Source organism: Nonomuraea sp. NPDC051298 (genome assembly GCF_055586305.1).
The window spans coordinates 134517-161498 of record NZ_JBVJIM010000008.1; the positions used below are offsets into that span (position 1 = coordinate 134517).

Sequence of the window (26982 nt, forward strand, 5' to 3'; positions counted from 1 at the left end):
GAGCCTGGGCTGATTGAGCGGCGCACCCCAAGTCGTAGCTATGACGCAAAGTGCTGCTCTGTCCGCGAATGTCGCTTTCCAAATGCCGAAGAATGTCGCTCGGCGCAGATACTGACGTGCCGCCTGACCTGCGCGAAAGGGCCATGTCCGGTGCGCATTCCGGTCGCCGCCTCCAGCGCGGTCCGGCGGCACGGCGCACCTTCTGTTCCCCGCACAGTTTCCCGCGCGACGCCGTCACCGCCCGACCCGAGTTGCGCTCCGACCATGGAGGGACGCACTTTCCAAGCACCCGTCGGATATCAGTCGGCCCCATCGAGAAGAGGAGCGCAAATGTCGGGACACGGGAGTTGAAATGGCTGATCGCTCGATGGGAAAGCGGCCCCCTGGGTGCTGCCCCGCCCTCGGCCATCAGCCCCCGGCCCGGCCGATGTGGCGCCGTCCGCGGGGGCAGGACGGCCTCGTTGACTACGTCAGGTGAGGCAGTGAGACATTCGAGTCAAAACTCTTGCCGTGGCTGTGGCGTTGTGGTCTCCTAGTCCGCGTCCGAGTTGTTGATCACGAAAGGAGCTGGAATGAAGCAGTTTGCGCAGCGTGCGGGTGAGCGGCTCGTCGGCCTGGTGCTGCCGAAGGTGGAGGCCGGTGCGTGCGTGCCGGAGAACGGCCAGTGCTGCAGGAAGGGTTACCGCTTCAACTGCCTCGGTTACTGTACCTCCAAGTCGTCGACCTGCCCCTGAACACCCACTGATCGCAGTGGTCGGCGGGGAGGCACCGTGTGCCCCGCCGGCCTTCACATCCGCCCGGAGGCTGCCGTGCTCGACCTGCTTGCTCGCGTGCTGCTCGCCGTCGTCTTCTTCGCGGCGGTCGTGGGGAAGACGCGTTCCCGGCAGGGGTTCGCCGAGTTCCGCGACTCTGTCGCGGCAGTCGGGCCGCAGTGGCTGCCCGCCGGTCCGGCCGCCGGCGCGGTTCTCGCGGGGGAGGCCGCCACCGTGGTGCTGCTCGCCGTCCCCGGCACGCGGCTCGCCGGCTACGCCCTCGCGGCCCTGCTCCTCCTCGTGTTCTGTGCCGGTATCGCCCGCGCGGTCCTCGCCAGTCAGTCCGTACGCTGCCAGTGCTTCGGCGCGGGCGGCGGCCTGCTCGGCCCGCAGCACCTCGTACGCAACGGCCTGCTGGTCGCCGTCTCCGTCGTCGGCGCGCTCGCCGGTGACGTGCCCGCCTCCGCCCAGGCCACGCTGGTCGCCCTGGTCACCGGAGCGTTCCTCGGCCTGCTCACGACCCGCTGGGAGGACGTCGCGTTCCTCCTCGTTCCCGCCGGGAGAAACCGTTGACCCTGCTCACCACCGCCGTCGTCCTGCTGGCCGTCGTGGTCGCGGTGCACCTGCTGTTCACGTTCGGGCTGGTCACCAGGCTCCGGGAGCTGCAGCAGAACGGCGGCGGCGGCGCCCACGTCCACAACACGCAGGTGCCGAAGCCCGGGACGGTCGTCCGCCCGTTCTCGGTCACCGACACCGACGGCGCCACCATCACCGAGGCCGACCTCGACGGCCCGGTCCAGGTCGGGTTCTTCCAGGTCGGCTGCGGGCCGTGCCGGATGCTGTCCGACGCGCTCGTCAGCGCCCCGCCGAAGGCCCGGTTCGTGTCCATCGTGAACGGTGACCCGGACGCCCCCGATGCCACCGAGCGGCTGGTCGCCAAGGTCGGCGCACTCGGCCGGGTCGCGGTCATCGGCGTCGACGACCCCGTGCTGACCTCGTTCGAGGTCGTCGCCTACCCGACGCTGCTTTACACGCACAGCGGCGTGGTGACCGCGTCCGGCACCCGCCTCGACGAATTCGCGGCCGCCACCGGCGCTCCGGCACAGGTGGCATGACCCGATCCGCCTCCCGCGCGGGGGTGGCGGCGCTCGCGCTGCCGTTCCGGTCCGCGCCGGTGAGCGCCACCATCGCGCTGGCGCTCACCGTGTTCGCGGGCGCCGCGCCCGCGACCGGGGCCTGGCTGACCATGCTGCTGGTCGACGAGCTGACCTCGGGTGCGCCGAGCACGGGCAGGGCGGTGTTCCTCGCCATCGCCTCGGCGGTCGCCGGCGGGCTCGCCATCGCGCTGCTCTACCTCGCCGGCTACCTCGGCGAAGTGGTCCAGCAGCGGGTCACGCTGACCGTGGAGAGCCGGCTGTTCCGGCGGGTCGCCGCCCTGCCGGGGCTGCGGCACATCGAGGATCCCGCGTTCCACGACCGGCTGCGGCTGGCCGAGCAGGCCGCGCAGGAAGCGCCCGGCACGGTCTCGCAGTTCGCGCAGGAGCTGGTCCGCTCAGTGGTGCTGCTCACCAGCTTCGCGGGCGCGCTGCTGGTGGTGTGGCCGCCGATGAGCCTGCTGCTGCTCGCGTCGGTGCTGACGGCCGTGTTCGCCAGGCTGGCGACCGCGCGGCGCGAGGCGGCCACCGAGGAGGCGTGGGTGGCCACCGACCGGCGCCGCCTGTTCTACCGGGCGCTGCTCACGGACGTGCGCGCCGCCAAGGAGATCCGGCTGTTCGGCCTCGGCACGCTGCTGCACACCAGGATGATCGACTCGCTGGCGACGGTCTCGCACGCGCGGCTGTCCGCGGCCCGCAGGGGCGCGCTGGTGCAGAGCGGGCTCGCGCTGCTCGGCGCCGCCGTCACCGGGGTGGGCACGGTCGTGGTCGCCACGAACGTGGTCAACGGCGGCTCCTCGGTCGGCGACCTGGTGCTGTTCCTCGGTGCGGTGGGCGGCGTGCAGAACGGGCTGACCGCCGTGGTGCTCCAACTCGGCGAGGCCAGCCGCGCGGTGCGGCTGTTCGGGCATTACCTCGACGTCCTCGACACCGGCGACGACCTGCCGCCCGGCACGGGCGCGCCGGCTCCGTCGGCGGCCATCGAGCTGCGGGACGTCTGGTTCCGGTACCGCGAGGACGGTCCGTGGGTGCTGCGCGGGGTGAACCTGACCATCCCCGCCGGCGCCGCCGTGGGACTCGTCGGCGTCAACGGCGCGGGCAAGAGCACGCTGGTGAAACTGCTGTGCAGGTTCTACGACCCGCAGCGCGGCACGATCACCTGGGGTGGCGTGGACCTGCGCGAACTGGACCTCGCGGCGCTGCGGGCGCGGATCGGCGTGGTGTTCCAGGAGTTCATGACCTACGACCTGACCGCGGCCGAGAACATCGGCATCGGAGAGGTCCGGCAACTCGCCGACCGGTCGCGGATCGTCGCGGCCGCGCGGGCGGCACGGGCCGATGACACGGTGGCGGCACTGCCCGACGGGTACGACACCGTACTGTCCAGGACCCACACGGACGACGGCGAACGGGCCGGTGTGACGCTGTCCGGCGGGCAGTGGCAGCGGGTGGCACTGGCCCGCTGCCTGATGCGCACCGACGCCGAGCTGATGGTGCTCGACGAGCCGACCTCGGGGCTGGACGCCGAGGGCGAGCACCGTGTGCACAGCACCCTGCTCCGGCACGCGCGGGGCCGTACCCGGCTGCTGATCTCCCATCGGATGTCCGCGCTGCGCGGCGCGGACCTGATCGTCACGCTCGTCGACGGCCGGATCGCCGAGCGGGGCAGTCACGACGAGCTGATGGACGCGGACGGCGAGTACGCCCGGCTGTTCCGCCTCCAGGCCGGCGGCTACCAGGATGCGAGGGTGCGATGATCGGGTGGATCAGGGTGACCGTGCGGGGCAACAGCATGTCGCCCACCCTGCGGGACGGCCAGCGCCTGCTCGCGCGGCGGCGGCGCCGGGCGCCCCGGCGCCATGAGGTGATCGTGTTCCGGGTGGCGGACGAGCAACTGCCGCACCGGATCAAGCGGGTCGCCGCGATCGCCGGCGACCCGCTGCCGGACTGGCTCCTGTCGGCGCTGCCGGATGTTTCGCACGTACCGGCCGGGTTCGTGGCGGTGGTCGGGGACAATCCACGTTCGCAGGACTCCCGCCAACTCGGCCTGATCGACTGTCGCGACGTCCTCGCCACCGTCCCAGGAACGTCGGCTCGGTCGAACAGCCGGGAGTAGGCGCGCGCTGGTGACCACGCCCTTACCCGGCCAGGCTGTCGCTCGGGGTTCCCGGCGACAGTGGTTCGCAGGGATGTCGCGGTGATATACGGGTCTCCTCGACAGACTGAAGCGGAGTGCCGGTGGGTGAAGGTATGAGATGTCCGGACTGCGGGGCGATGTTCACCGGGCCCCAGGATCCGGAGTCCAGGTGCCCGAGATGCGCGTTGCCTCTGCGGGAGGCCGCCGCGCGCGAGCTGTGGCAGGTGGACCAGGCTCTCGCCGGGCTGTGGGATCGACAGGCGGAGCTGCAGGCCCGCCGTACGGAGCTGCTCGGTGTCCTGCGCGCCGGTGCGGCGGGTCAGGGGGTCGCGGGCGCGGCGGCTCCTGATGCGGGGCACGGTGGCGCGGTGCGGGAGGTGTCTTCGGGTGCCGCGAAGAATGTCCTGCTCATCCTCGGTGGCCTGCTGCTGACGGTGGCGGCGGTGGTGTTCACCGTGGTGAGCTGGGGGCGGCTGGGCATCGGCGGGCGTGCGGCCGTGCTGGCCGCGTTCACCGCGCTGGTCATGCTGGCGCCGGTCGTGCTGATCCGGCGTAGGCTCACCGCGACGGCCGAGACCGTGGCCGGGTTCGCGGTCGCGCTGCTGCTGCTCGACGGCTACGCGGCCAGGCAGGTGGGATTCCTCGGGGTCGACGCCCTCGACACGCCGCACTACGTGGCGGGGGTGCTCGGGCTCACCGCGCTCGTCCTGGCGGCCTATGCCCGGCTCACCCGGCTTCGCGGACCCGCTCCGGTCGCCGTGGTGCTGGCGCAGCCGATCCTGCCGCTGCTGGCCGGCGACTTACCGGGGACCTGGCTGGTGGCCATGCTGGTGGGCACGGCGGCGCTGGACGTCGCGCTGGTCCGCTACGGCCGGGGAGCGGTGCGGACGACGGCCGCCCTGGCCGGCAGCGGGGTCGCGAGCCTCGCCCTGCTGGGCGGCGTGCCGTACGCGCTGGGGTCTCCGTCGGTCGGCGAGGCCCTGGTCAGGTCGGCGCCGCTGGTCGCGCTGGCCCTGCTCGGCGGGTTCGTGACGTGGCTGCTGGCCAGGCCGGGCAAGGCTGAGGGGGAGATCTGGGCCGCCGGGGTCGCCGGCGGAACCGCGCTCACGCTGATCGCCGTGGTGGCCGCGCCCGCGCAGCCGGCGCTGGACGGCCTGGGCGCGGACTGGCGTCCCCTGGCCTACCTCGTCCCCGCGCTCGCGGTGGCGCTCGCCGTCGACTGGCTGCCCTGGCGCAAGGTACGGCTGGCGGGCATGGCCACCGGCGGACTGGTGGCGCTGGTGACCACGCTGACGTCGGCGCCTCGGCTCGGGGCCACTCTGGTGGCGCCGTTCGCCTGGCTGGACGTGCTCTGGACGGGCACGTGGACGGGAGGGGAGTGGCAGCCGTCGGAGATGGCGTCGCCGACGGATGTGGTGGTGCTGGGCATGGTGGCGGCCGCTCTTCTGGTGGCGGCGGTGCGCGGCACCGGCCGGTCGCCGGTGAAGGCGGCGGCGTCCGGTGTGCTGGCGTCCGGTGTGGCGGCGTTCGGTGCGTTGGTGTCCGGTGCGTTGGTGTCCGGGGCACTCATGGTCGCGGTCGCCCCCCAAGCCTTCGCGGCGCCTTACCCGGCCGCGGTGGCGGTGCAGGTGGTGCTGGCCGTCGCGTCGGCAGCGGCCGCCACACTGGGCGGCCGGGCGCCCTGGTGGGCGGTGGTCTGTGCGGTCGTCGCCGGTTCCGCCTCGGTGCGGGCGGCGGCGTACGCGTTCGGCAGTGAGCCGGCGACGCTGATCGTGCTGCCGATTCTGGCGGTGGCCGCCACCGCGATGGCGTCGGCGGCCGGGCTGAAGGAGTTGCGGGTCTGGGGGACTGGCTTCGCCGCGCTGTTCTTCGGGCTGGAGGCGGTGGCGGTCGGCTTCTCGCTGGGGTTGCGCGTCCTGGTCGCGATGAGCGTGGGGTTCGCCGTGGCCGGGGTGCTGGTGCTGCTCATGTCGCCGCGGGCCGGTACGGCCTTGAAGGGCCTCAGGTACACCGGCGTCGTGTTGCTGTTGCTGGCCTCGTGGCTGCGGCTGGGGGCGGACGAGGTCACCGTCGTCGAGGCGTACACGGTGCCGTGCTCGCTGGTCCTGCTGGGAGTCGGCTGGCGGCGGCGGCGCGGCGCGGCGGTTTCGTCCTGGGCGGCCTACGGCGCGGGCCTGTCTTTCACGATGCTGCCGAGCCTGGTGGCGGTCTACTCGGACGCGCAATGGCAACGGTCGTCGGCGCTCGGCGTGCTGGCGCTGGCGGTGGTGTTCGCCGGGGTCCGGGTCCGGCTGCAGGCGCCCACGGTGATCGGAGCGTTCGTGGTCGCCGGGGTCGCGCTGCGGGAGCTGGCCCCGTACGTGTCGGAGCTGCTCCTCACGGTGCCGCGCTGGGTGCCGATCGCCGTGGGCGGGCTGCTGCTCGTGGTGGCCGGGGCGACGTACGAGGCCCGCATGCGCGACCTGCGCCGGTTGCGCGCCAACTTGACGGCGATGGGCTGACGTTCCGCCATCCAGGTGATCATCGGCCGGTCGGGAGTTAAGATCGGTTGATGACGGTTCACGGCCGAAGCGCCTTTATCATCGGGGGCACGGGGCAGATCGGCCGGGCCACGGCCGCCCGGCTCATGGCGGCCGGGTACGCGGTGACCCTTGGGCACCGCCGGCCCCGTCCGGACGCCGCGGAGCCGGAGGGGGCAGCGTCGGTCCAGGTCGACCGGGCCGACACCGAGGCGCTGCTCAAGGCCCTCGACGGCCACGACCTGGTCGTGGACACGGTCGCGTTCACGCCGCACCACGGTGCGCAGCTCGCCCGGTTGGCCGGCCGCGTCGGCTCGCTGGTGGTCATCTCGTCGGGAGCGGTCTACCAGGCACCCGGCCTGCCGGTGCCGATCCCGGAGACGTGGCCGACGGTCGAGCGCGACACCCACGACTATCCGGCGGGGAAGGCGGCGCTGGAGCGGCGCCTGCTCGCGACGCCCGGCCTGCCGGTCAGCATCCTGCGGACGGGCGTGCTGCACGGCCCGTACGGCAAGTCGCTGGATCACTGGTCGTTCATCAAGCGGGCGCTGGACGGGCGGCCGTACGTCGTGCTCGCCCAGGACGGGCGGAGCCGGTTCCCCACGTCGGCGGTCGCGAACGTCGCCGAGCTGATATCGCTGTGTGCGCAGCACCCTGCCGCGCGGGTCCTCAACATCGCCGACGACCCGCTGACCGTCGCCGAGATCGGCGCGAGGATCTTCGCCGTCATGGGCCACGAGGCGGAGATCGTCACTTTCGCGGGCCCGTCGCGTCCGGACGGCCTGGGGTTCAACCCGTGGAATGTGCCGGAGCCGATCGTGTTCAGTATGGACAGAGCCCGTGCCGAGCTGGGATACCGCCCTGCCGTCTCCTACGACGACGCGCTGCGCCAGGTCGTCGAATGGGCCGTCCACGCCGTGTCCGAGGCCGAGGCGGGCGGCGGGGGCTGGCAGGACGTCTTCCCTGATCTGATCGTTCGTCACGGTCCCGACGTCTGGTTCCCCTATGCGGCCGAGGACGCCTATGTCGCCGGCGCGTAGGGGGCGCTACCAGGTGACGGGCATCGCGTGCAGTCCGAAGAACGGGGCGTCGTCGGCGAAGGGCAGCTCCTCGAACCTGATCGCCAGCCGCAGCGCCGGCATCCGGGCCAGCAGCGTGCCGTAGGCGATCCGCAGCTCGGCGCGGGCGAGGTTGCGGCCGATGCACTGGTGGATCCCGTGGCCGAAGGCGAGGTGGTGGTGGGCGGAGCGGCGGAGGTCGAACTCGTCGGGGTTCTCGAACGCCCGCGCGTCACGGTTGGCGGACGCGGCCAGCACCGTCAGGCGGTCGCCGGCGCGGATCCGGGCAGAGCCGATGTCCAGGTCGGCGGTCGCGATCCGGTCGAAGCTGACCCAGTCCTGCACCGAGTGGAAGCGCAGCAGTTCCTCGACCGCACCCGGCAGCAGGCTCGGGTCGGCGCGCAACGCGGCGAGCTGCTCCGGGTGCCGCAGCAGCGTGAGCACGCCCAGGGAGATCGTGTTCGCGGGTGAGTCGTAGCCCGCGAGCAGCAGGAGAAAGCCGATGTTGACCAGCTCGTCCGTGGTCAGCTCGCCGGTGGGCAGGTGTCTGGCGGCCAGCCGCCGGATCATTCCCGTATGCGGATCGCGCTCCGCGCTGCGGATGAGTTCCCGCAGATAGCCGCGAACGTCGCTGGACGCCTGAGCCGCCACACTCGGGTCCATGCTCGTCACCGACAACATCCGCAGCCGTGACTCGAAGAACTCGTGGTCGCCGGCCGGGACGCCGAACAACGCGCAGAGCACGCGCGACGGGACCCGGCGTGCGTACGACCCGACGAGGTCGGCGGGCGCCCCGGACTCCAGCAGCTCGTCGATCGCCGTGTCGGCGATTCGCTGGAGGGCCGGCCGCATGGCGTCCATCGGGCGGGCGCCCAGCTCCGAGATCAGCAACCGCCGGAACCGGCTGTGTTCCGGTGGGTCCAGGTCGACGAAGAAGCCGTCGTCGGGGCGGTCGTCGTCGGGTCCGCGCGGGCGTTCCGGGCGTCCGGTGTTCGAGCTGATCCTCGGGTCGCTGAGGATCTGCCGCGCCTCGGCGTGACGGGTGACCGCCCAGACCGGTGCGCCGTTGGGCAGGGCGGCCCGGACGACCGGCGCGGTGGCACGCATCCGCCGGTACTCGTCCGGTGGTGCGAACGGGCAGGTCCGCGCCATCGGGAAGGTCGGCGTCGCGGCTGTCTCCCGCTCGGGCGTGCTCATCGCGCCTCCCCGTTCGAGCCGGACACCACCCCGGCGATGTAATCGGAAACGGCGGCAATGGTGGGTTTCGCCCACAGCAGCGTCGCCGGTAGCGAGCACCGGAACCGCTGCTCCAGCCGCCGCCGGACGACCACGGTGAGCACCGAGTCCAGCCCCTGCTCGATCAGCGGCCGGTTGGGCGACAGGTCGGCGGGGGCGAGCCGCATCTCCTTGGCGATCTGAGCGCCGACCTCCTCGATCAGGAAGGTGCGCAGTTGCTCCGGCTCCAGGTCGGCGAACGATTCGGCGTGCCGCTCGCCTCCTGCGCCGTTCTGCCCGGGGGACGGCGTGTCGATCACCGGGTACCGCAGCCCCGACAGCCAGCCGACGACGGCGCCGGTGTCGTCGGCGATCCGCACCTGCACCGTGTCCGTGTGCTCGTGGTCGAGGAACACCTCGATGTGCACCGTGTCCGTCGGCTCCCCGACCGTGACCAGCCGATCGACGTTCGTCACCATGCGGAGCAGCGGGTCACCGGGGAACGCGCTCGGCGCCACCGACATGGCCGCGTCCAGGACGGGGGCCCACGTGGCGGCCGGCCCGCACCGTACGCGGGCGCGCAGCGCGCCGTACCCGCGCCGCAGTTCCTCGACGCTCCAGTCGAACCCGGTCTCCGGCACACCGACGGCGGCCAGCCGCTGGATGACCGAGCCGGGTTCCGCCGAGGTGAGCGGCCGTGACCGGGGAGCCGGCGGCTCTCCCGGCTCGGCGGGGATCCCGGCCGTGGCGATGGTCTGCCAGGCGCCGTCAGGTTCACCGGCGACCCGGGCGGCCAGCCGCAGCTCGGCGCCCTGCCGGACGATCTGGACCTCGCGGCGATCGGCGGTCAGCAGCGGGGCCGACATCGTCACGTCGCTGAGCGCCTGACCACCGGCGGCGGCGAAGAACGTCACCGCGAGAACCGCGGCCGGCACGATCTCCACGCCCTCGATCGCATGGCTGCCCGGATACGGCCGGGTCTGGTCGTCCAGGACGGTCCGCCACAACCGGACGTCCGTCCCGACCAGATCCACATGCTCGCCGAGCAGCGTGTGCGTGTCCGGATCGTGGCCGCGACCGCTGGTGTCGGGGGGCGACGGCGCGCGCCAATGCCTGCGGCGCTGCCAGGGATACGCCGGGAGCACGACCGGCCCGCCGGCGGGTTGCAGCCGGTGCCAGTCCACGTCGAGGCCGACGCAGTGCGCCGCGGCGACGGCATTGAGCATGGCCGCCTGGGCGGGCAGGTTCCTGCGCAGCGACGCGCCCACGAAGACGTCCTCGTGCCCGCCTTCGCCCAGCGTCTCCAGCACCGAGTGCGTGACGACCGGGTGTGCGGAGATCTCGATGAACGCGCGGTATCCGTCGGCCGCCGCCGCGCTGACCGCGTCGGCCAGGCGCACCGGCCGGCGCAGGTTGGCCGCCCAGTACGCGCCGTCGAAGCCCGGCGTCTTCCGCGGATCGTCCAGGGCCGTCGAGTAGACGGCGATGCCGGGGACACCGGGTGTCAGGTCGGCCGCGGCCGCGGTCAGGTCCGTCATGAGCGGATCCATCTGCGGTCCGTGGAACGCCACGTCCGAGGCGACCCGCCGGGCCGGAATCCCCTCGTCGAGCCAGCCCGTCAGCACCTCGGCCACGGCGTCGGGGTCGCCCGAGACGACCGAGGACCCAGGTGACGACGCGATCGCGGCGACCACACCGGGGTGATCCGCCAGCCGCCGCGCCGCCTCGGCGAACGGAAGCTGCACCATGGCCATCGCGCCCCGGCCCGCGACCCGGCGCAGCAGACGGGATCGACGGCAGATCAGCCGGGCGCCGTCCACGCGGCTCAGCGCCCCGGCCGTCACCGCGGCGGCGATCTCGCCCACCGAATGGCCGATCACGGCGTGCGGGCGCACCCCGTACTGCCGCCACAGCTCGACCAGGCCGAGCTGCATCGCGAAGATCATGGTCTGGATGTGGTCGACCTCGGTCAGCTCTCCCACGCTGAGCGTCTTCCGCGGGGAGAACCCGATCTCGTCGGCGAACACCGGCTCCAGCTCGTCGATCACGGCGGCGAACGCGGGCTCGGTGGCCAGCAGTTCCCGGCCCATGCCGGCCCACTGCGAGCCGTGTCCCGAGAACACGAAGACCAGCCCTGGACCGGGGTCGCCGAGTGGTCGTCCCGTGGTGACCGCGTCGTTCGGGGTGCCGGCCGCCAGGTTGCGCAGTCCGGCGGTCAACGCGGCCTCGTCCTGCGCGGCGATCACCGCCCGGTGCGACAGGTGAGCGCGGCGCAGTGCGAGCGTGTGCCCAAGGCCCGACGGCGGCACCCGGCCGACGACGTCGGCGAGGTTGCCCGCGGCCTGCCGCAACGCGGGCCGGGACGCGGCGGACAGCGGGAACAGGCGCCCGGCGGGTGCCTCGGCGGGCTCCGGTAGGGCGGGCCCCTGTTCGAGGATGATGTGGGCGACCGTCCCGCCGTAGCCGAAGGCGGAGACCGCGGCACGGCGCGGGTACGCGGAGCCGGGCCACGGCGTCGGCTCGTCGACCACCCGCAGCCCGGTGCCGATCCAGTCGACGGCCGAGGTGGGGGTGTCGAGCCGGCTCGGCGGGATCTCGCCGCGGTTCACCGCCAGGACGGCCTTGACCAGGCCGGCGACGCCGGCGGCGCCCTCGAGGTGGCCGATGTTGGACTTGGCCGAGCCGATCAGCACCGGCTGCTCCGCCTGCCTGGCGGCCCCGTAGACGGCGCCCAGCGCGGCGGCCTCGAGAGGGTCGCCGACGGCGGTGCCGGTGCCGTGCGCCTCGACATAGCCGACCGTGCGCGGGTCGACGCCGGCCTGCCGCAGCGCGCGGCGCATGACGTGCTCCTGCGCCTGGCCGCACGGGGCCATGATGCCGACGGTGCGGCCGTCCTGGTTGACGGCGCTGCCGAGGATGGTCGCGAGCACCGGATCCCCGTCCCGTACGGCGTCGCTGAGCCGCTTGAGCACCACGACCGCCGCGCCCTCGCCGCGCCCGTAACCGTCGGCGGCGGCGTCGAACGACTTGCTCCGCCCGTCCGGCGCGAGGGTGCCCGCGGCGTCGAGGGTCAGCGTCTCGCCGGGGGACAGGATGAGGTTGACCCCGCCTGCCAGCGCCACGTCGGTCTCCCCCGCCCGCAGGGCCTGCACGGCCAGGTGGACGGCGACCAGGGACGCCGAGCACGCCGTGTCCACCGCCAGGCTCGGGCCACGCAGGTCCAGCGCGTGCGACACCCGGTTGGCCACCGCGCAGGTGGCGGCGCCGATGCCGGTCCACGCCTCGAGGTCGGGCAGGTCCTCGAGCAGCCGGTGCCCGTAGTCACCTGTGCAGACGCCCACGTACACGCCCGCGTCCGTGCCGGCCAGCGCGCCGGCCGGGATCCCGGCGTGCTCCAGGGCCTCCCACGCGGTCTCCATCACCAGGCGCTGCTGCGGATCCATCAGCTCCGCCTCGCGCGGCGAGAGCCCGAAGAACTCGGCGTCGAAGTCCGCCACCTCGCTCAGGAAGTGGCCGTGCGCCACCGTGCGGCGGACCGCCGCCGCGTAGGACGGTCCACGGTCGGCGTAGGCCCGCCAGCGCTCGGCAGGTGCCGGTCCGCTGGTGTCCCGCCCCTGGTACAGCAGGTTCCAGTACTCGTCGGCGGAGTCGGCGCCGCCGGGCAGCCGGCAGCCGATCCCGATCACCGCGATCGCTTCGGACGGTCGGTCCATCACGCGTCCTCTCCCCTTCTCCGCGACCACGCGGGTGACTCGATGATTTCCACGACGGCGGCCGAGATGGTCACGCCGGGGCCGTAGGCGAACATCAGCAGATGGTCGCCGGGCCTCAGATCGCCACCGCGGACCAGGTGCTCCAGGGCGAGCACCTGGTCACTGGCTCCGCAGTGGCCGATGGTCCGGCCGAACTCCCAGGTCGAGCGGGACGCCGGGATGCCCAGCCGGTGCTCACAGATCTGGTCGGCGATCTCCTGGGAGGTGTTCATACAGGTCATCCGGGTTACGTCCGCTGCCTTGACACCGGCCTCCAAAAGGGCGCGGTCGATCACCTCGACCATCCGTTCGTCCAGCGTCACCAGCACGCCGGTCCCTTCGCCGCCGGCGACCGCGCGCCGCCGGAACGTGTCGTTGTGCGCGGCGAAGTCCACCACGCGGCCCTCGGTGACGCCGGGCGGGAACAGCGGCTCGGCACACCGGTGCATCTCCTCGGCCTGCGACACCGACACCGAGCACACCGACGCCAGCCGGGCGAATCCCGGCTCGGTGTCGAGCACGACGGCGCTTCCCGCGTCACCGGCGACGGCCCCAGGCAGCATCCGCCAGCGGTCGGTCAGCGGAGTGCCGTAGTTGTCGGCGGTCACCAGCAGCGCCGCCTGACGCCCGGGTTCGGCCCGCAGGTAGCTCGCGGCCAGTTCCAGCGCGGCGAACATGCCGTTGCAGCCCTGCTTGAGCTGGGTCGACAGGACGCCGTCGCCGACCAGATGGCGCTGCACGTATGCCTGCGGCGGCCAGCCCTCCGGACCCTGGTGCCAGGTGGAGGTGTACAGGAGGAGGTCCAGATCGGTGGGGGAGCGGCCGCTGCGGGCCACCGCGCTGCGTGCCGCCCGCAACGCCATCTCCGGCGCCGGGACGTCACCGGCCACCGCGACGGAGGCGAGCCCGTGCAACTCGACCTCCTCCGCCGGGTACCAGCCCGCCGCCACCGCGTGGCGCACGTCCACCGTGTCGGGCAGGTACGATCCGACGCCGCTGAAGTACATGTCCGCCGTCTCCATGTCGCCTCCTGGCTCGCTCGAACAAGGTCAGTCCGGCCCTGCTGAGGCGTACTCCGGCGGGATGTCCAGGATCCGCAGTACGGCGCAGGCCAGCGTGGTGCCGGCGCCGAACCCGACGAGCAGCAGGTGGTCGCCAGGGGCCAGCGCTCCGGTGGCCAGCAGGTGGTCGAGGGCGACGAACTGGTCGCTGACCCCGAGGTGTCCGATACGGGCGCCGTACTCCCAGGTGGTGTCGGCCAGGGTCAGCCCGAACCAGTTGACACCGCGGTGCTCCACGTCGTCCCGGCGCACATGGGGGAAGGCCACCCGCGCCACGTCGTCGAGCGTGATCTCCGCCTCTTTGAGCGTGCGGTCGACCAGCTCCATCATCGTCGTCTCGATCGCCAGCATCACGTGGGCGCCGTCACCGTTCAGCAGGCGCTTGCGGAACTCCCGGTTGCGCGCGGCGAAGTCCAGCGGCCGGCCCACGGTCGCGTCCGGAGGGAACATCGGCACGCCGCCGTCATTGACGGCCTCGGCCTCCGTCAGCACGGTCACGTTGACCGAGCGCAGCTCGGCGAATCCGGTGTCCGTGGTGACGAGCAGCGCGCATCCGGCGTCGCCCATCACGGTGCCCTCGATCATCCGCCACCGGTCGACCAGCGGGGTGCCGTGGTTGTCGGCGCCGACCAGCAGCGCGGTGCCGCCCGGCCGCAGGTATCCGGCAGTGAGCTGCAGCGCGTTGAACAGGCCGCAGCATCCCTGCCGCAGCTCGATCGCCGGGACCTCCCCGCCGACCAGATGGTGCTGCAGGTAATACTGCGCCGCCCAGCCGTCCGGGCCCTGGTGCCAGACGTCGCAGTACAGCATGAGGTCGAGGCCGTGCGGCGACAGGCCGCCGGAGCGCTCGAACGCCTGCCGCGCGGCGCGCAGGCCCAGCTCCGGTGCCGGTACGTCGCCGGCCACCGCCGCGCCCACCAGGCGAAAGCGCTCCACCTCCGCGGCCGGATACCGGCCCTCGGCGACGGCCGTCTCGATGGTGACCACAGGTGGCAGATGGATGCCGATACTGCGCAGGTACGTGCCGGTGGTGCGCATCTAACCCTTTCCTTCGGCCTGGACACGCCGCGGTGCCGGGGGCTTCACGGGGTGTGCGACGCCGCGACGGGGCCACCCTGTCCGTCGCGGAGCAGCAGCATCGGGTCGCTCAGCTCGTACAGCCCGCACATGGGCGGACAGGCTTCGTAGCCGAGCAGCCGCTGGATGTCCTCGGGATAGCCGCGGACCACGTCCAGGGGGATGGACAGGTACTGGTTCTCCTCCTGGCGGAGGTTGCCGAGGTCGTAGGCGTACGACAGGCCGGTACGGGGCTCACCCGAGGTGTTGGCGCCGGCCCCGTGGTACGTGCTGCCGAGCCACAGCAGCGCGGAGCCGGCTCGCATCGCGGCGGGCACCGCCTCGTCCTCGCGTGGCCCGCGCTCGTCGTCCCATCGGTGGCTTCCCGGTATCACCCGGGTGGCGCCGTTGCGTGCGGTGAACTCGCTCGCGGCCACCATGACCTGGACCCGGCTCTCCGGGCCCGGGTGGGTGCGCAGGTGAGCGGTGTCGTCCCGATGCAGGCCCTGGACCGGGACGCCGGGCTGGATCTGGATCGCCCGCGAGATGCCGAGCTGGATCGTCGGGACGAACTCGATGCGCTGCTCACCGAGCCAAGCTCGTACCGGCCGCTGCAGGAAGTGCCGCGCGGTGCCGAGGAAGTGCGGCTCCCTCATGATCGTGGCCGACCGCGTGCTGCGGCGGACCAGGCCCGGCAGGATTCGGGTCTTCTCGCCGACCAGTCGGCCGTCGCCGTCCGCCTGGAGTCGCAGGTCCTGGCCCAGGTCCTCCCACAGGCCGTTGAGCGTGTCGGAGTCGATGAAGTCCTCGATGATCACTGCTCCGGCTGCTTCGACCGCTTCGATCGCCTCTTCGATCGTGGCCGAGGCGGGCAGGGTGGTCAGAGTCGTCGGCGGGGAATCGGTCATTCCGGCCTCCGGGAAGGGCTGTGTCCTGTTCGTGTTGTGGGGTCTGCCCGAGGTGGTCTGTCCGGGTCGGTCGTGTCCGGGGTGGTCGTGTCCGGGGTGGTCTTGTCCGGGATGGTCAGGTGACCCGGGCGGGGTGGCCGAACCACCGCGTGAGAGCACGGGACAGCGACGCCTCGTCGGCGGGTGTGCTCCAGGCGACGAAGCCGTCCGGACGAATCAGCAGGGCGTCCGCCGGGGCCTCGGCGCATTCGGCGGTGACCACGTCGACCCGGTCGGACCAGGGCTCGGCGAGCGCGCGCAGCCGGGGATCGGCGCCGAGGTCGAGCAGCAGCGGCCGCCCGGTACGCTGCAGCTCGGCGAGCCGCACCGTGCCGTCCGCGCCGCCGTTCAGTTCGCCGCTCGCGTCGCCGTTCGCGGTTTTCAGCCGCAGGTCGGGGCAGTAGCGCCCGACCAGGGGGCCGGTCAGCGACGGGTCGTCCATGTCATAGCTGATGTGCAGGTCGTCGACCACGGCGGTCAGCCGCCGGTTCGTGTCGGCGTCGAGCAGCAGGTGGGTGACCAGCCGGCGCAGCGCGTCGACGTGCGGGCCGGGGCGCATCAACGCGATGGAGGCACGCTGCACCTCCAGGGTCTGTGCGCCGACCGGATGTCGTTCCGAGGTATAGGTGTCGAGCAGGTCCTCGTGACAATGGCCGCGCGCGACCGCGGCGAGCTTCCAGCCGAGGTTGAGGGCGTCGCCCAGGCCGAGGCGCAGGCCAGGGCCGCTCCACTGCGACTGGACGTGGGCCGCGTCGCCGACGAGCAGGACCCGCCCCTGCCGATAGGTCTCGGCCTGGCGCTCGTTGTCGGTGAATCGGTTGATCTTGTGGACCTTGGTGACCGTGACGTCGGTGCCGCTGAGCCGGCGCAGCGCCTCCTGGAATTCCGTGAGCGTGATCGGCGCGTCGCGGTTCGCCGGTCGGCCGATGAACTCGAGGGTGATGAACCGGGGCGGTCCCTCCTCGTACACCAGGAGCCCGTTGTCCTTGCGGAACCAGCCGGGCAGATGGAAGTCGGGGTCGTCGATCTCCGCGAAGGCGCGGTATCCGGTCGTGATGCCGTCCGTTCCAGGGAAGGCGATGCCGGCCAGCTTCCGCACCGTGCTCCGGCCGCCGTCGCATCCGGCGAGCCAGTCGGCCTGCAACTGGTACTGCCCGTCAGGACCGTCGACGTCGAGACGCACCCCGTCGCCGTTCTGGGTGAACCCGGTGAGCGTGTGGCCGCGCCGTACCTCGACGCCGAGGTCCGCGGCGCGTCGAGACAGGTCCTGCTCCAGCAGTTGCTGGGGGACCAGGAGGTCAGGAGACTCCGGGCGGAGCACGAACATGGTGGCGAAATGCCGTGCGCCGGGAAAGGCTTTGGGCTGCAGGCTGTCCGGTCGCCGCTCGCCCATGGCGATGCGCGCCCGTTGTTCGGCTGTCGGCTGCGAGGGGGTCCCGTCGACCCCGGCCATCAACCCGCGACGGTCCAGGATGTCAATGGCCCGCCCGGTAATGCCCTCGGCCTTCGGGTGCGTTTCGATTTCCGGCAATCGCTCGAGCACCACCACCGGTACATCGTGCAGCGCCACCTCGCACGCGAGCATGAGTCCAATTGGTCCACCACCGACAACCGCGACCTGTGCCATACATACCTCTGGGGGGCATGAGCCTGCTGGAGATTTCGTTGGATTGCCGACCACAGGCCGGCAACATCGGCGGCGCGGTCATGCTTCCCGTGTGTTGGGAGATGTGTCTGTTCAGGTAGCGCCGATGCTAGGTCTGCGGTGCGAGAATTACTAGTGGTGGTATTTTCCGGATTTGTCATGCATACTCCCTTTCGTTTGTGATCAACGGCGCAGGCGGGAGGTCGCATCATGAGCGACGGCCAGACAGCCCAGCCCTTGGAAACCGACCGACCCACCCCCTTCGACCCGCCCGTCGAGCTACGGCGTCGAGCGCCGCTCAGCAGGCTGGCCTACCCCGACGGGCACCTCGGCTGGGTGGCCACCGGATACTCCGTGATCCGGGCCATCCTGGCGGATCCGCGGTTCAGCACCCGGCGCGAGCTGCTGCATCAGCCGGTCGGGGGCGAGCGCGCGATCGAGCGGCCGACACCCGCGGAGCCGGGCATCTTCCCGCACATGGACGCGCCGGAGCACACGCGCTACCGCCGCCTGCTGAGCCGCCACTTCGGGCCGCGGCGCGTCGCCGAGCTGACGCCCACGATCCGGCGGTACATCGCGGAGGCACTCGACGGCATGGCGGACGGCAGGGCGGTCGGTGGGGATCCCGTCGACCTCGTCGCCTCGTTCGCGATGCCGATTCCGGCGCTCGTGATCTGCGAGCTGCTGGGCGTGCCGGCGGAGGACCGGCAACGGATCCAGGCGGCCACCTCGGTGCTGAACGACCTGGATTCGCGCCCGGAGCAGGTGATCGACGCCGTGAGGTCGATCACGGGGACGGTCCGCGACCTCCTCGCCCGCCTGCCCGCCGGAGACCCGTCGGACGACGGGCTGCTGGCGCACGCCGCGGCGACCGGCGACCTCAGCGACGAAGAATTCGTCAACCTCGGGATGGTGCTCCTGGCCACGGGCCACCTGCCCACGTCGAGCATGCTCGCGCTCGCGGCGTTCGTCCTGCTCACCGACCCGGCCCAGCGAGCCCTCCTGGCGGCGGATCCGGAGCGGGCGGTCGAGGAGCTGCTGCGGTACCTGTCGATCCTCCAGTTCGACGTACGTCGCACCGCACTGGTCGACGTCGAGATCGACGGCCAGGTCATCGCGGCCGGCGAGACCGTGGTGCTGTCGCTGCCGGTGGCCAACCGGGATCCAGAACGCTTTCCCGACCCGGACACCCTGGACGTGACCCGCTCCCCGGCCGGGCACCTGGCGTTCGGGCACGGCGTCCATCAGTGTCTCGGTCAGCATCTCGCGCGAATCGAGCTTCGCCTGGCGCTGACCGCGCTCTTCGAGCGCTTCCCCGACCTGCGCCTGGCGGTGCCCCCGGCCGAGGTGCCGACCCGCGACCGCATGGCGGTGTACGGAGTGGACCGGCTGCCGGTCACTTGGGGCGTTGTTCCCGCGGACCAGCCGAGAGAGGTGCCAGATCGTGCGCTACAGGACTTTGGGTGACTCCGGCCTGCGAACGTCGGTGGTCGGCTTGGGGTGCAACAGCATCGGCGGCGCGGGTCTCGACGCGACCAGGACCAGGGCGATGGTGGACGCGGCGATCGAGGAGGGCGTCACGCTCTTCGACACCGCCGAGTCGTACGGCGAACCCGCCGGCGCCTCTGAGGAACTTCTCGGTGCGGCGCTGGCCGGTCGCCGGGAAAAGGTGCTGCTGGCCACCAAGTTCGGCGGCCCCGGCCACCGGCCCGACGACGGGCCGGGCGAGGCCCGCGGAGCGCCCGGCGGGCGATCGTCGATCCGGCGGGCGGTGGAGGGGTCGCTGCGCCGACTGCGTACCGACTACATCGACCTGTACCAGTACCACGTCCCGGACGGCGTCACCCCGATCGAGGAGACCCTGTCCGCCCTGACCGAGCTGGTCAGGGAGGGCAAGGTGCGCCACATCGGCAGCTCGAACGTCGCCGGCCCGCAGATCGCGGAGGCCGCGCAACTGGCCCGCGCGGGCGGCTCCGCGTCGTTCGTGTCCGTGCAGACCCACTGGTCGTTGCTGGAGCGCGGCGCCGAGCGCGAGGTGGTGCCGGCGGCCGTGCACCATGGGCTCGGTGTCCTGCCCTACTTCCCGCTGGCCCACGGGCTGTTGACGGGAAAGGTGCGACGTGGGCGGCAGCCGCGGGCCGGGTCCCGGCTGGCGAGGCTGCCCCACCTCGTCACGCCGGAGAAGCTGGACCGGGTGGAGGCGCTGGCGTCGTGGGCCGAGAAGCACGGCCGGTCGGTCCTGGAGGTGGCCATCGGCACTCTGGCCGCGCTGCCCGGCTGCGGCTCGGTGATCGCCGGTGCGACCGGCCCTGAGCAGATCCGGGCCAACGCGGCCGCCGGCGACTGGGAGCCGACCGCCGAGGAGCTGGCCGAGATCACCGCTCTGGTGCCGCTCAACTGACGGTTGCCCCACCCGGACGGTCGCAGGTCCTCCTTAGCCGCCGGTGAAGACCTCGATCCAGAAGCGCCGGCGCGGGCCCTGTGAACGAGCAGCAGGTGCGGGCCCTCAACCCCGATGCCAACGCGCGGCAACTGCGCGAGCTGATCGAAGAACAGCAGCGCAGGAACACCCTCGGCAGGATCTCCTTCGGCATCGCCAGAGCCTAGGTCCACGGAATCACGGCCGTCACCACGGACGGGCGCGAGGTTCCCGCAAGCCTCGCGCGGGACGCCGGAGCGGGGCTGGGGGTGTGGGCCGTGCGGCTTCCCACCGGCGTCACGGCGGAAACGCTGATCGTCACCGACGCCGGCGGAAAGACCCCTCCAGCGGATCCGCGGCGGGTGACGGGTTTGCGTTCGAGCGCGCTCAAAGGCATAGCGTCCGCGGCATGACGACACAGACCTGGATCATCACCGGCGCGTCCCGCGGTTTCGGGCGTGCACTCGCGGAGTCGGCGCTGGCGGCGGGCGACCGCGTGGTGGCCGCGGTACGCGGGCCCGAGAGCGTGGCAGACCTCCAGGCCGCCCACCCGGACAGCTTCATGGCCGCGAAGTTCGACGTCCGTGACATCGCCGCGGCCCCCGTCCTCGTGCGCGACACCCTGGAGCGTTTCGGCCGGCTCGACGTGCTGGTCAACAACGCGGGCCGGGCCGTGGTCGGAGCGGTCGAGGAGATCGGCGACGCGCAGCTTCGGGAGTTGATGGATCTGCACCTGTTCGGTCCCGCCGCGCTCGTCCGCGCCGCGCTGCCGGGGATGCGCGAGCGGGGCGCCGGGACGATCGTGCAGATGAGCAGCCAGGGCGGGCGGATGTCGTTCCCGGGGGTGTCGGCCTATTCCGCGTCGAAGTTCGCCCTCGAGGGCTGGTCGGAGTCTCTGGCCGGGGAGGTCGCGCCGTTCGGGATCCGGGTGATGCTCGTTGAGCCGAGCCGGTTCCGTACCGGCTTCCACGCCGCCGACGTGCTGGAGTTCGCCGAGGTGTCCGCGACCTACCGGGACGTCCTGGCCGCCGTACGCGCGGACATGGCCGGGGTCGACGGCCGCCAGGAAGGCGACCCGGCGCGGGCCGCCGAGACCATCGTGTCCCTCGTGCACGGTGACGAGGTGCCGCTGCGGCTGCCGCTCGGGAGCGAGGCGGCGGAGCGGATCTCGGGCGCGTACCGGCGGGGCCTGGAGGAGGTCGAGCGGTGGGCCGAGACAGCCCGTGGCGCCGACTTCGAGGGGGTCGCTCCGTCCGTCCGGCCGGTCTAGCCGGGCCGCCCGCCAGGGCCCACGGCGAGCTGGGGGCGCCGGATCGTGAGCAGTCAGTCACATCGCGAGCACGTCGAGTGAAGGTCGTGCCATGATTGGGCGGCATTCTGTCGACGTGGAAGGAGCCTTCATGCAGCGCGCAGCACAACGGGTGTCCCTCGCCGCCGCGGGTGTCGCGCTGGCCTCGGCCCTGCCCGCCGCCGCCGATGCCGGTCGAGCCCCTACGCCGGACGTCGGCGCGTGCGCTGTCCTCGAGCGTCCCTACTGGCCGCCGAAACGACTCGCCGAGACCTGCGAGCAATGCAACCGGTTCGGACACGAGGGCGCGCTGAGAGGCGAATGGCAACAGTGGAAATGTTCGCTGGACCCTGACCTCAACGTCTGGGAACTCTATACGTGGAACGACGCCTGCCCCAGATGCCGCACCCACTCCCGGGATCCCGGCTGATCACGGTGATCGGGCGGGGTCTTGGCGTTCTCGTCGTTCGGTCGGCGTACGCGGGTCCGTGACCACGGCCGTGGCGGTCCTGGCGGCGAGGAAGGCGAGGGCCTCCTCGGAGCGGCTGCCCGGCTCGGCCTGGTAGACGACCAGCAACTGACGGTCGGCACCGGCGACGAAGAACTTGTCGTAGGACAGGTCGAGGTCGCCGGCGAGCGGGTGGCGCATGCGGTGGCGTCCGCCGCTGGTGTGGGAGCACACGTCGTGGCGCGACCACAGCCGCTGGAAGTCGGCGCTCCTGCCCGTCAGCTCGCCGACCAGTTCGGCGAACCGCGGATCGCCGACGTCCGGACCGGCCAGCGCCCGGAACCCGGAGACGGCATGGCGGAGCTGCTCCTCGGGATCGTCGAACAGCTCGTCGACCGCGTGATCGAGGAACGTCGCGCGCATGAGGTTCACGCCCGGCCGGTACATGGGCGACAGGGCGGTCATGAGACTGTTGGCGGCCAGGACGTCCAGGTAGCGGCTCTGGACGAACGCCGGGCTCAGGGGCAGGGAGTCCAGGAGCTGCCGTACCGACGGGGGGAGACGCTCGGGCGGACGGCCCCCACGCCGGGCTCTCGGCCCGGGGGCGGCGAGTCCGAACAGGTGCGCCGTCGACGGCTCGTCCAGCCGCAGGGCCCGCGCGATCGCGGCCAGGACCTGCGTGGACGGACGCGTGTCATGGCCCTGCTCCAGCCGCGTGTAGTACTCGGTGCTGATCCCGGCGAGCACGGCCACCTCGCCGCGCTTGAGGCCGGGCACGCGGCGATGGCCGGTCTCCGGGATGCCCGCCTCCGCCGGGGTGAGGAGTTCGCGGCGGGCCCGGAGATACTCCCCGAGGCTCCCTGCTGTCATGCCCGCAAGTCTACGGACGGGTGCCGATGACCCGCGGGGTGTCCCCGCCGGGGATAGCCCTGGTGGGGAATGGCTGACCAGGCAGTACGCGCCGGGCGCGGGTGTTGACTCGGAGGGCGGAGGGTCCGCCGCCGCTCCGTTCGATCCGAGGGGACGGCCCCGGGGCTCGCCCGGCCTCGTTCCCCGCATCACCCGACCAGCCAAGACAAGGAAACGCCGTGACCACAGCCCAACGCCCACTGAGCACCGGACACACCGCGCGGACGACCGCGGAGGAGGTGCTCGACGGAACGGATCTGACCGGCAAGGTGGCCGTCGTGACCGGCGGCTACTCCGGCATCGGCCTGGAGACCACCCGCGCCCTCACCCGCGCAGGAGCCGCCGTCATCGTCCCGGCACGCTCGCCGGACAAGGCCGAGCGCAACCTGTCCGGCATCCCCCGGGTAGAGATCCAGCCCCTCGACCTGACGGACCCCGACTCCATCGAGCGCTTCGCCAAGCCCCTGGCCGACGGCGGACGCGCCGTTCACCTGCTCGTCAACAGCGCCGGTGTCATGATGACGCCGCTCCAGCGTGACAGCCGGGGCTACGAGATCCAGTTGTCCGCCAATCATCTCGGCCACTTCCAGCTCACCGCCCGCCTGTGGCCGGCGCTGCGCCGGGCGGGTGGCGCCCGCGTGGTCAGCGTGTCCTCGCAGGGCCACCTGCTGAGCGGCGTGGACTTCGACGACCCGAACTACCGCCGGCGGCCCTACGACAAGGTGGCCGCCTACGCCCAGTCGAAGAGCGCCAACGTCCTCTTCGCGCTGGAGCTCGACCGGCGCGGCGAGGCGGACGGCGTGCGCGCCTTCTCCCTGCACCCGGGAGTCATCCCCACCGAACTCAACAGGCACCTGTCCGACCGGGAGCTGGAAGCCTACGGCATGGCCAGGGACGCCGAGGGCGACTACTCGGTCTCCCGGCCGGGCCTGCACGACTTCAAGACGCCCCAGCAGGGCGCGGCCACCTCCGTCTGGTGCGCCACCAGCACCGCGCTCGACGGGCTGGGCGGGGTGTACTGCGTCGACTGCGACATCGCGGAGATCGTCACACCGGGCGTGCCGGGGCGTACGGGCGTCGCCTCCCATGCCTGCGACCCGGCCCTCGCCCAGCGCCTGTGGCAGCTCAGCGAGGATCTCACGGGCGCGTCTCTTCCCGTCTCGTAACGGTTCCCGCCCGTCCGTGGTGACTGGCGTTTCACTCCAGTTCGGTGAGAGCACGGGATCAGGCCGGCACTGGAACGACGACGCGAAGGTGCGGATGAGGCCCGTGCTCGCCGACGACCGGACCCATCCCCAGCGCTGGCCGCCGCCCTCTGGCGGGGTCGCACCGAGTGGTGCTCGGTAGCGGCTTGTGCCCGCCCGGAGACGTGGCGGGATCGGGCTCGCTTGGTTGGGTGGAGGTCGTGCGCCTTCTCACGCGATCACTCGCCGCCGTCGCCGTCACCGCCGTAGCGCTGGGACTCGCCAGCGCCGCCTACCAGACCTGGGGCTCGACCCGCGACCGGCGGCGCTACCCCCCGCCGGGACGTATGATCGACGTCGGCGGCCGGAGGATTCACCTCTGGATCGAGGGTGCGGGCGATCCGGCGGTGGTGGTCGTTCCCGCGCTCGGTGAGTCGTGCCTCGACTTCGCCGCGCTCCTGCCCGAGTTGGCCGCAGAGACCAGGACGGTGGTCTTCGACCGGGCGGGGCTCGGCTGGAGCGACCCGGTAGGCAAGCCGATGGCCCAGCTCGACGCGGCCGGCGACCTGCGCACCGCGCTGCACCAGGCCGGGGTGGAGCCTCCGTACGTGCTCGTGGGGCACTCGATGGGCGGATACGTGCTGCGGCTGTTCGCCGCCGCGTATCCCGGTGAGGTGGCCGGGCTGGTGTTCGTCGACTCCAGCCATCCTGAGCAGCATCGGATCCCCGGCTATCACTGGAAGACGGTCAAGTACGCGGCGGCGCGACGCGCCAGATGGTTCGGCGTACGCCGCCTGCTCGCGGACCTCGGCCTGCCCTCACCCAGGTCGAGCGCCGTGCCCGCCGAGTACGCGGCGGCGTGGACCGCGCTGAGGCTGGGCGACCGGCAGCGGCGCACCTCGTGGTGGGAGCTGGCGTTGCGGGCGCAGATCGCCGCCGCCGTGGGGGAGCGCACCGGGCCGCTCGGCAGCACCCCGGTCACGGTGCTGACGTGCAGCAAGAACGATCCGTACGCGACCACCCGCAAGGAACGCGCGCTCCTGCGACAGCACCTCCAGTCGTGGTACCCGCTCCAGGCGGACCTGGCGGCGCTGTCGACGGACAGCAAGCACGTGGTGGCCCGGCGGGCCGGCCACTACATTCACCATCACGAGCCGGAGCTGGTGGTGGAGGCCATCCTGGACATGGTGCGCAGAGTCCGCCCGTAGGGCGTGGCACGGTCTCGTGGATGCGATGGCGAAGGCGGAGATTACATCGCTGTTGCGGAGGGAGACAGGTATTCAGGGTGGAAAGTGCGGAAGGTAGGGTGTGGGCTTGTGACGATGTTTCGGATCAGCGAGGCCGCGGGGCTGCTCGGGGTCAGCTCCGACACAGTCCGCCGATGGGTGGACGCGGGCCGGCTGGGCGCCGAGCGGGACGAGCACGGCCACCGGCGGATCAACGGCGCCGATCTGGCCGCTTTCGCCCGCTCGCAGATCGAGGAGCACGACGGCGGCGGCCGTTCGTCGGCGCGTAACCGATTTCGCGGCATCGTCACCGAAGTGATCCGCGACGCGGTGATGGCACAGGTGGAGATCACCGCGGGCCCGTTCCGGGTGGTGTCGCTGATGAGCCGCCAGGCCGCGGACGAGTTGGGCCTGGAGGTGGGAGTGGTCGCGGACGCCGTGATCAAGTCCACCAACGTCGTCGTGGAGATTCCCGGTCACGAGCGCGTGACCAGTCACTCGTGAGGAGCCCCCCTTGGTGTTCAGGCGTCTTTCCCGATGGGCGATCGCCCTGCCCGTCGCGCTCGCGCTGGCGGGCCTGTCCGGTTGCGGCTCCGGCGAACCGGCCGCTTCCACAGCCACGGCCTCAGCCTCAGCCTCGTCCTCGGCGTCCGCCGGCGGCGGGGCCAAGGAGGTGACGGTGTTCGCGGCGGCGTCGCTGACCGGGACGTTCACCGAGCTGGGCAAGACCTTCGAGGCCGCGCATCCGGGCACGACGGTCAGGTTCAACTTCGGCTCCAGCGCCACCCTGGCCCAGCAGATCACCCAGGGGGCCCCGGCCGACGTGTTCGCCGCGGCGAGCCCGGCCACCATGAAGACCGTCACCGACGCCTCGCTCGCGGGTTCGCCGACCACGTTCGTGCGCAACAAGCTGCAGATCGCCGTGCCGCAGGACAACCCGGCCAAGGTAGACGAGCTGAAGGACCTGACCGACGCCAAGGTCAAGGTGGCGCTCTGCGCCGAGCAGGTGCCCTGCGGGGCCGCCGCGGTCAAGGCGCTGGACGCGGCCGGGCTCAAGGTCACCCCGGTCACCCTGGAGCAGGACGTCAAGGCCACGCTGACCAAGGTGGAGCTGGGCGAGGTGGACGCGGCGCTGGTCTACAAGACCGACGTGATCGCCGCGGCGGGCAAGGTGCAGGGCATCACGTTCCCGGAGGCCGACCAGGCGATCAACGACTACCCGATCGCCACCCTGACGCAGGCTCCGGCCGGTGATCTGGCCAAGCAGTTCGTGGACCTGGTGCTGTCGCCGCAGGGTAAGGACGTACTGGCCAAGGCCGGCTTCGAGGCCGCCTGATCGCGGATGGGCTCGTTCGCGTCGGAGCGGCTCGGCCCGGAGGGTCCGCGTGGCGGGCCCGCCGGGCGTCCCGCCACGGGCCGAGAGGTCTCGGGGCGGCTGCCGTGGATGCTGGTCGTGCCCGCGCTGGCGGGGCTGGCGTTCCTGGTGCTGCCGCTGGCGGGGCTGCTGATCCGGGCGCCCTGGTCCACGCTGCTGGAGCGGCTGGCCGAGCCGCACGTGCTGGAGGCGTTGCGGCTGTCGCTGGTGTGCGCCACCATCGCCACCGCGGTGTGCCTGGTGCTCGGCGTCCCGCTGGCGTGGCTGCTGGCCCGGGTGGAGTTCCCCGGCCGGCGGCTGGTGCGCGCCCTGGTCACCGTGCCGCTGGTGCTGCCGCCCGTGGTCGGCGGTGTGGCGTTGCTGCTGGTGCTGGGCCGGCGCGGGCTCGTCGGGCAGTGGCTGGAGGCCACGTTCGGGATCACGCTGCCGTTCACCACGGCGGGCGTGATCGTCGCCGAGGCGTTCGTCGCGATGCCCTTCCTGGTGATCAGCGTGGAGGGGGCGCTGCGCGCCGCCGACCGGCGCTTCGAGGAGGCCGCCGCGACGCTCGGCGCCTCGCGCTGGACGGTGTTCCGGCGGGTGACGCTGCCGATGGTCATGCCGGGCGTGGTGGCGGGGGGTGTGCTGTGCTGGGCGCGGGCGTTGGGCGAGTTCGGCGCCACGATCACGTTCGCGGGCAACTTCCCCGGCACCACCCGCACCATGCCCCTGGCCGTCTACCTGGCGCTGGAGACCGAGCCGGAGGCCGCCATCGTGCTCAGCCTCGTCCTGCTCGCCGTATCGGTGATCATTCTGGCCAGCCTCCGTGATCGGTGGGTGAGCGCACCGTGAGCGGGT

At 72.3% G+C, this 26982-nt stretch carries 24 protein-coding genes; 17 read left to right on the top strand and 7 right to left on the bottom strand.

Features of this window, described 5'->3' with window-relative positions; genetic code table 11:
• Nucleotides 1-572 precede the first annotated feature (572 nt).
• The 7 genes from ACZ6S0_RS24065 (at nucleotide 573) to ACZ6S0_RS24095 (ending at nucleotide 7602) form a co-directional block, all read left to right on the top strand.
• Nucleotides 573-734, top strand: a complete 162-nt coding sequence (locus ACZ6S0_RS24065) for a hypothetical protein (protein WP_465921558.1) — start codon at nucleotides 573-575, stop codon at nucleotides 732-734.
• Between the two features lie 75 nt (nucleotides 735-809).
• Nucleotides 810-1325, top strand: a complete 516-nt coding sequence (locus tag ACZ6S0_RS24070; RefSeq protein WP_465921559.1) for a MauE/DoxX family redox-associated membrane protein — start codon at nucleotides 810-812, stop codon at nucleotides 1323-1325.
• A complete protein-coding gene (locus tag ACZ6S0_RS24075; protein WP_465921560.1) occupies nucleotides 1322-1867 on the top strand; it encodes a TlpA family protein disulfide reductase in 546 nt (181 codons plus the stop codon). The genes ACZ6S0_RS24070 and ACZ6S0_RS24075 overlap by 4 nt, the downstream gene beginning before the upstream one ends.
• Nucleotides 1864-3663, top strand: coding sequence for an ABC transporter ATP-binding protein (locus ACZ6S0_RS24080; RefSeq protein ID WP_465921561.1), 1800 nt, complete (start codon nucleotides 1864-1866; stop codon nucleotides 3661-3663). Before ACZ6S0_RS24075 ends, ACZ6S0_RS24080 begins: the two co-directional genes overlap by 4 nt.
• Nucleotides 3660-4022, top strand: a complete 363-nt coding sequence (locus ACZ6S0_RS24085) for a S26 family signal peptidase (protein ID WP_465921562.1) — start codon at nucleotides 3660-3662, stop codon at nucleotides 4020-4022. The genes ACZ6S0_RS24080 and ACZ6S0_RS24085 overlap by 4 nt, the downstream gene beginning before the upstream one ends.
• A gap of 206 nt (nucleotides 4023-4228) precedes the next feature.
• Nucleotides 4229-6544 (top strand): SCO7613 C-terminal domain-containing membrane protein, encoded by a 2316-nt coding sequence (locus tag ACZ6S0_RS24090; RefSeq protein ID WP_465921563.1) that lies wholly within the window; start codon nucleotides 4229-4231, stop codon nucleotides 6542-6544.
• Between the two features lie 50 nt (nucleotides 6545-6594).
• The gene (locus ACZ6S0_RS24095) at nucleotides 6595-7602 is read left to right on the top strand and encodes an NAD-dependent epimerase/dehydratase family protein (RefSeq protein ID WP_465921564.1); all 1008 of its coding nucleotides are present in this window, start codon (nucleotides 6595-6597) and stop codon (nucleotides 7600-7602) included.
• 6 nt (nucleotides 7603-7608) lie between these two features.
• On the opposite strand, the gene ACZ6S0_RS24100 is transcribed toward ACZ6S0_RS24095, so the two are convergent.
• The 6 genes from ACZ6S0_RS24100 to ACZ6S0_RS24125 all read right to left on the bottom strand — a co-directional run bounded on the left by ACZ6S0_RS24100 (nucleotide 7609) and on the right by ACZ6S0_RS24125 (nucleotide 17278).
• Nucleotides 7609-8817, bottom strand: coding sequence for a cytochrome P450 (locus tag ACZ6S0_RS24100; RefSeq protein ID WP_465921565.1), 1209 nt, complete (start codon nucleotides 8815-8817; stop codon nucleotides 7609-7611).
• Nucleotides 8814-12548 (bottom strand): type I polyketide synthase, encoded by a 3735-nt coding sequence (locus ACZ6S0_RS24105; RefSeq protein ID WP_465921566.1) that lies wholly within the window; start codon nucleotides 12546-12548, stop codon nucleotides 8814-8816. Before ACZ6S0_RS24105 ends, ACZ6S0_RS24100 begins: the two co-directional genes overlap by 4 nt.
• Complete coding sequence (locus ACZ6S0_RS24110) at nucleotides 12548-13609, bottom strand: ketoacyl-ACP synthase III family protein (protein WP_465921567.1); 1062 nt, start codon at nucleotides 13607-13609, stop codon at nucleotides 12548-12550. Before ACZ6S0_RS24110 ends, ACZ6S0_RS24105 begins: the two co-directional genes overlap by 1 nt.
• Before the next feature lie 27 nt (nucleotides 13610-13636).
• Entirely contained in the window at nucleotides 13637-14686 is a 1050-nt protein-coding gene (locus tag ACZ6S0_RS24115) for a ketoacyl-ACP synthase III family protein (RefSeq protein ID WP_465921568.1), read from the bottom strand.
• A gap of 44 nt (nucleotides 14687-14730) precedes the next feature.
• Nucleotides 14731-15612, bottom strand: coding sequence for a phytanoyl-CoA dioxygenase family protein (locus ACZ6S0_RS24120; RefSeq protein WP_465921569.1), 882 nt, complete (start codon nucleotides 15610-15612; stop codon nucleotides 14731-14733).
• A gap of 115 nt (nucleotides 15613-15727) precedes the next feature.
• Nucleotides 15728-17278, bottom strand: coding sequence for an FAD-dependent monooxygenase (locus tag ACZ6S0_RS24125; RefSeq protein WP_465921570.1), 1551 nt, complete (start codon nucleotides 17276-17278; stop codon nucleotides 15728-15730).
• Between the two features lie 228 nt (nucleotides 17279-17506).
• On the opposite strand from ACZ6S0_RS24125, the gene ACZ6S0_RS24130 reads away from it, so the two are divergent.
• The 5 genes from ACZ6S0_RS24130 (at nucleotide 17507) to ACZ6S0_RS24150 (ending at nucleotide 21433) form a co-directional block, all read left to right on the top strand.
• Nucleotides 17507-18763: a cytochrome P450 gene (locus ACZ6S0_RS24130; RefSeq protein ID WP_465921571.1), complete on the top strand. Its 1257-nt coding sequence runs from the start codon at nucleotides 17507-17509 to the stop codon at nucleotides 18761-18763.
• Nucleotides 18741-19697: an aldo/keto reductase gene (locus tag ACZ6S0_RS24135; protein WP_465921572.1), complete on the top strand. Its 957-nt coding sequence runs from the start codon at nucleotides 18741-18743 to the stop codon at nucleotides 19695-19697. The genes ACZ6S0_RS24130 and ACZ6S0_RS24135 overlap by 23 nt, the downstream gene beginning before the upstream one ends.
• Before the next feature lie 80 nt (nucleotides 19698-19777).
• The gene (locus ACZ6S0_RS24140) at nucleotides 19778-19903 is read left to right on the top strand and encodes a hypothetical protein (RefSeq protein WP_465921573.1); all 126 of its coding nucleotides are present in this window, start codon (nucleotides 19778-19780) and stop codon (nucleotides 19901-19903) included.
• Nucleotides 19904-20124: 221 nt separating this feature from the next.
• On the top strand, nucleotides 20125-20985 hold the full coding sequence (locus ACZ6S0_RS24145) for an SDR family NAD(P)-dependent oxidoreductase (RefSeq protein WP_465921574.1): 861 nt from the start codon (nucleotides 20125-20127) through the stop codon (nucleotides 20983-20985).
• 130 nt (nucleotides 20986-21115) lie between these two features.
• Entirely contained in the window at nucleotides 21116-21433 is a 318-nt protein-coding gene (locus tag ACZ6S0_RS24150; protein WP_465921575.1) for a hypothetical protein, read from the top strand.
• On the opposite strand, the gene ACZ6S0_RS24155 is transcribed toward ACZ6S0_RS24150, so the two are convergent.
• Nucleotides 21434-22321 (bottom strand): helix-turn-helix domain-containing protein, encoded by an 888-nt coding sequence (locus tag ACZ6S0_RS24155; RefSeq protein WP_465921576.1) that lies wholly within the window; start codon nucleotides 22319-22321, stop codon nucleotides 21434-21436. It abuts the gene before it with no gap.
• A 218-nt stretch (nucleotides 22322-22539) separates the two neighbouring features.
• Here ACZ6S0_RS24155 and ACZ6S0_RS24160 point away from each other — a divergent pair, with 218 nt between their 5' ends.
• The 5 genes from ACZ6S0_RS24160 to ACZ6S0_RS24180 all read left to right on the top strand — a co-directional run bounded on the left by ACZ6S0_RS24160 (nucleotide 22540) and on the right by ACZ6S0_RS24180 (nucleotide 26976).
• Nucleotides 22540-23526 carry an oxidoreductase gene (locus tag ACZ6S0_RS24160; protein ID WP_465921577.1) on the top strand — a complete coding sequence of 329 codons (987 nt, stop codon included), beginning with the start codon at nucleotides 22540-22542 and terminating at the stop codon, nucleotides 23524-23526.
• Between the two features lie 239 nt (nucleotides 23527-23765).
• Nucleotides 23766-24752, top strand: coding sequence for an alpha/beta fold hydrolase (locus tag ACZ6S0_RS24165; RefSeq protein WP_465921578.1), 987 nt, complete (start codon nucleotides 23766-23768; stop codon nucleotides 24750-24752).
• Nucleotides 24753-24860: 108 nt separating this feature from the next.
• The gene (locus tag ACZ6S0_RS24170; RefSeq protein ID WP_465921579.1) at nucleotides 24861-25274 is read left to right on the top strand and encodes a TOBE domain-containing protein; all 414 of its coding nucleotides are present in this window, start codon (nucleotides 24861-24863) and stop codon (nucleotides 25272-25274) included.
• A gap of 10 nt (nucleotides 25275-25284) precedes the next feature.
• Nucleotides 25285-26106, top strand: coding sequence for a molybdate ABC transporter substrate-binding protein (gene modA / locus ACZ6S0_RS24175; RefSeq protein ID WP_465921580.1), 822 nt, complete (start codon nucleotides 25285-25287; stop codon nucleotides 26104-26106).
• 6 nt (nucleotides 26107-26112) lie between these two features.
• The gene (locus ACZ6S0_RS24180; RefSeq protein WP_465921581.1) at nucleotides 26113-26976 is read left to right on the top strand and encodes an ABC transporter permease; all 864 of its coding nucleotides are present in this window, start codon (nucleotides 26113-26115) and stop codon (nucleotides 26974-26976) included.
• The last annotated feature ends 6 nt before the right edge of the window (nucleotides 26977-26982 follow it).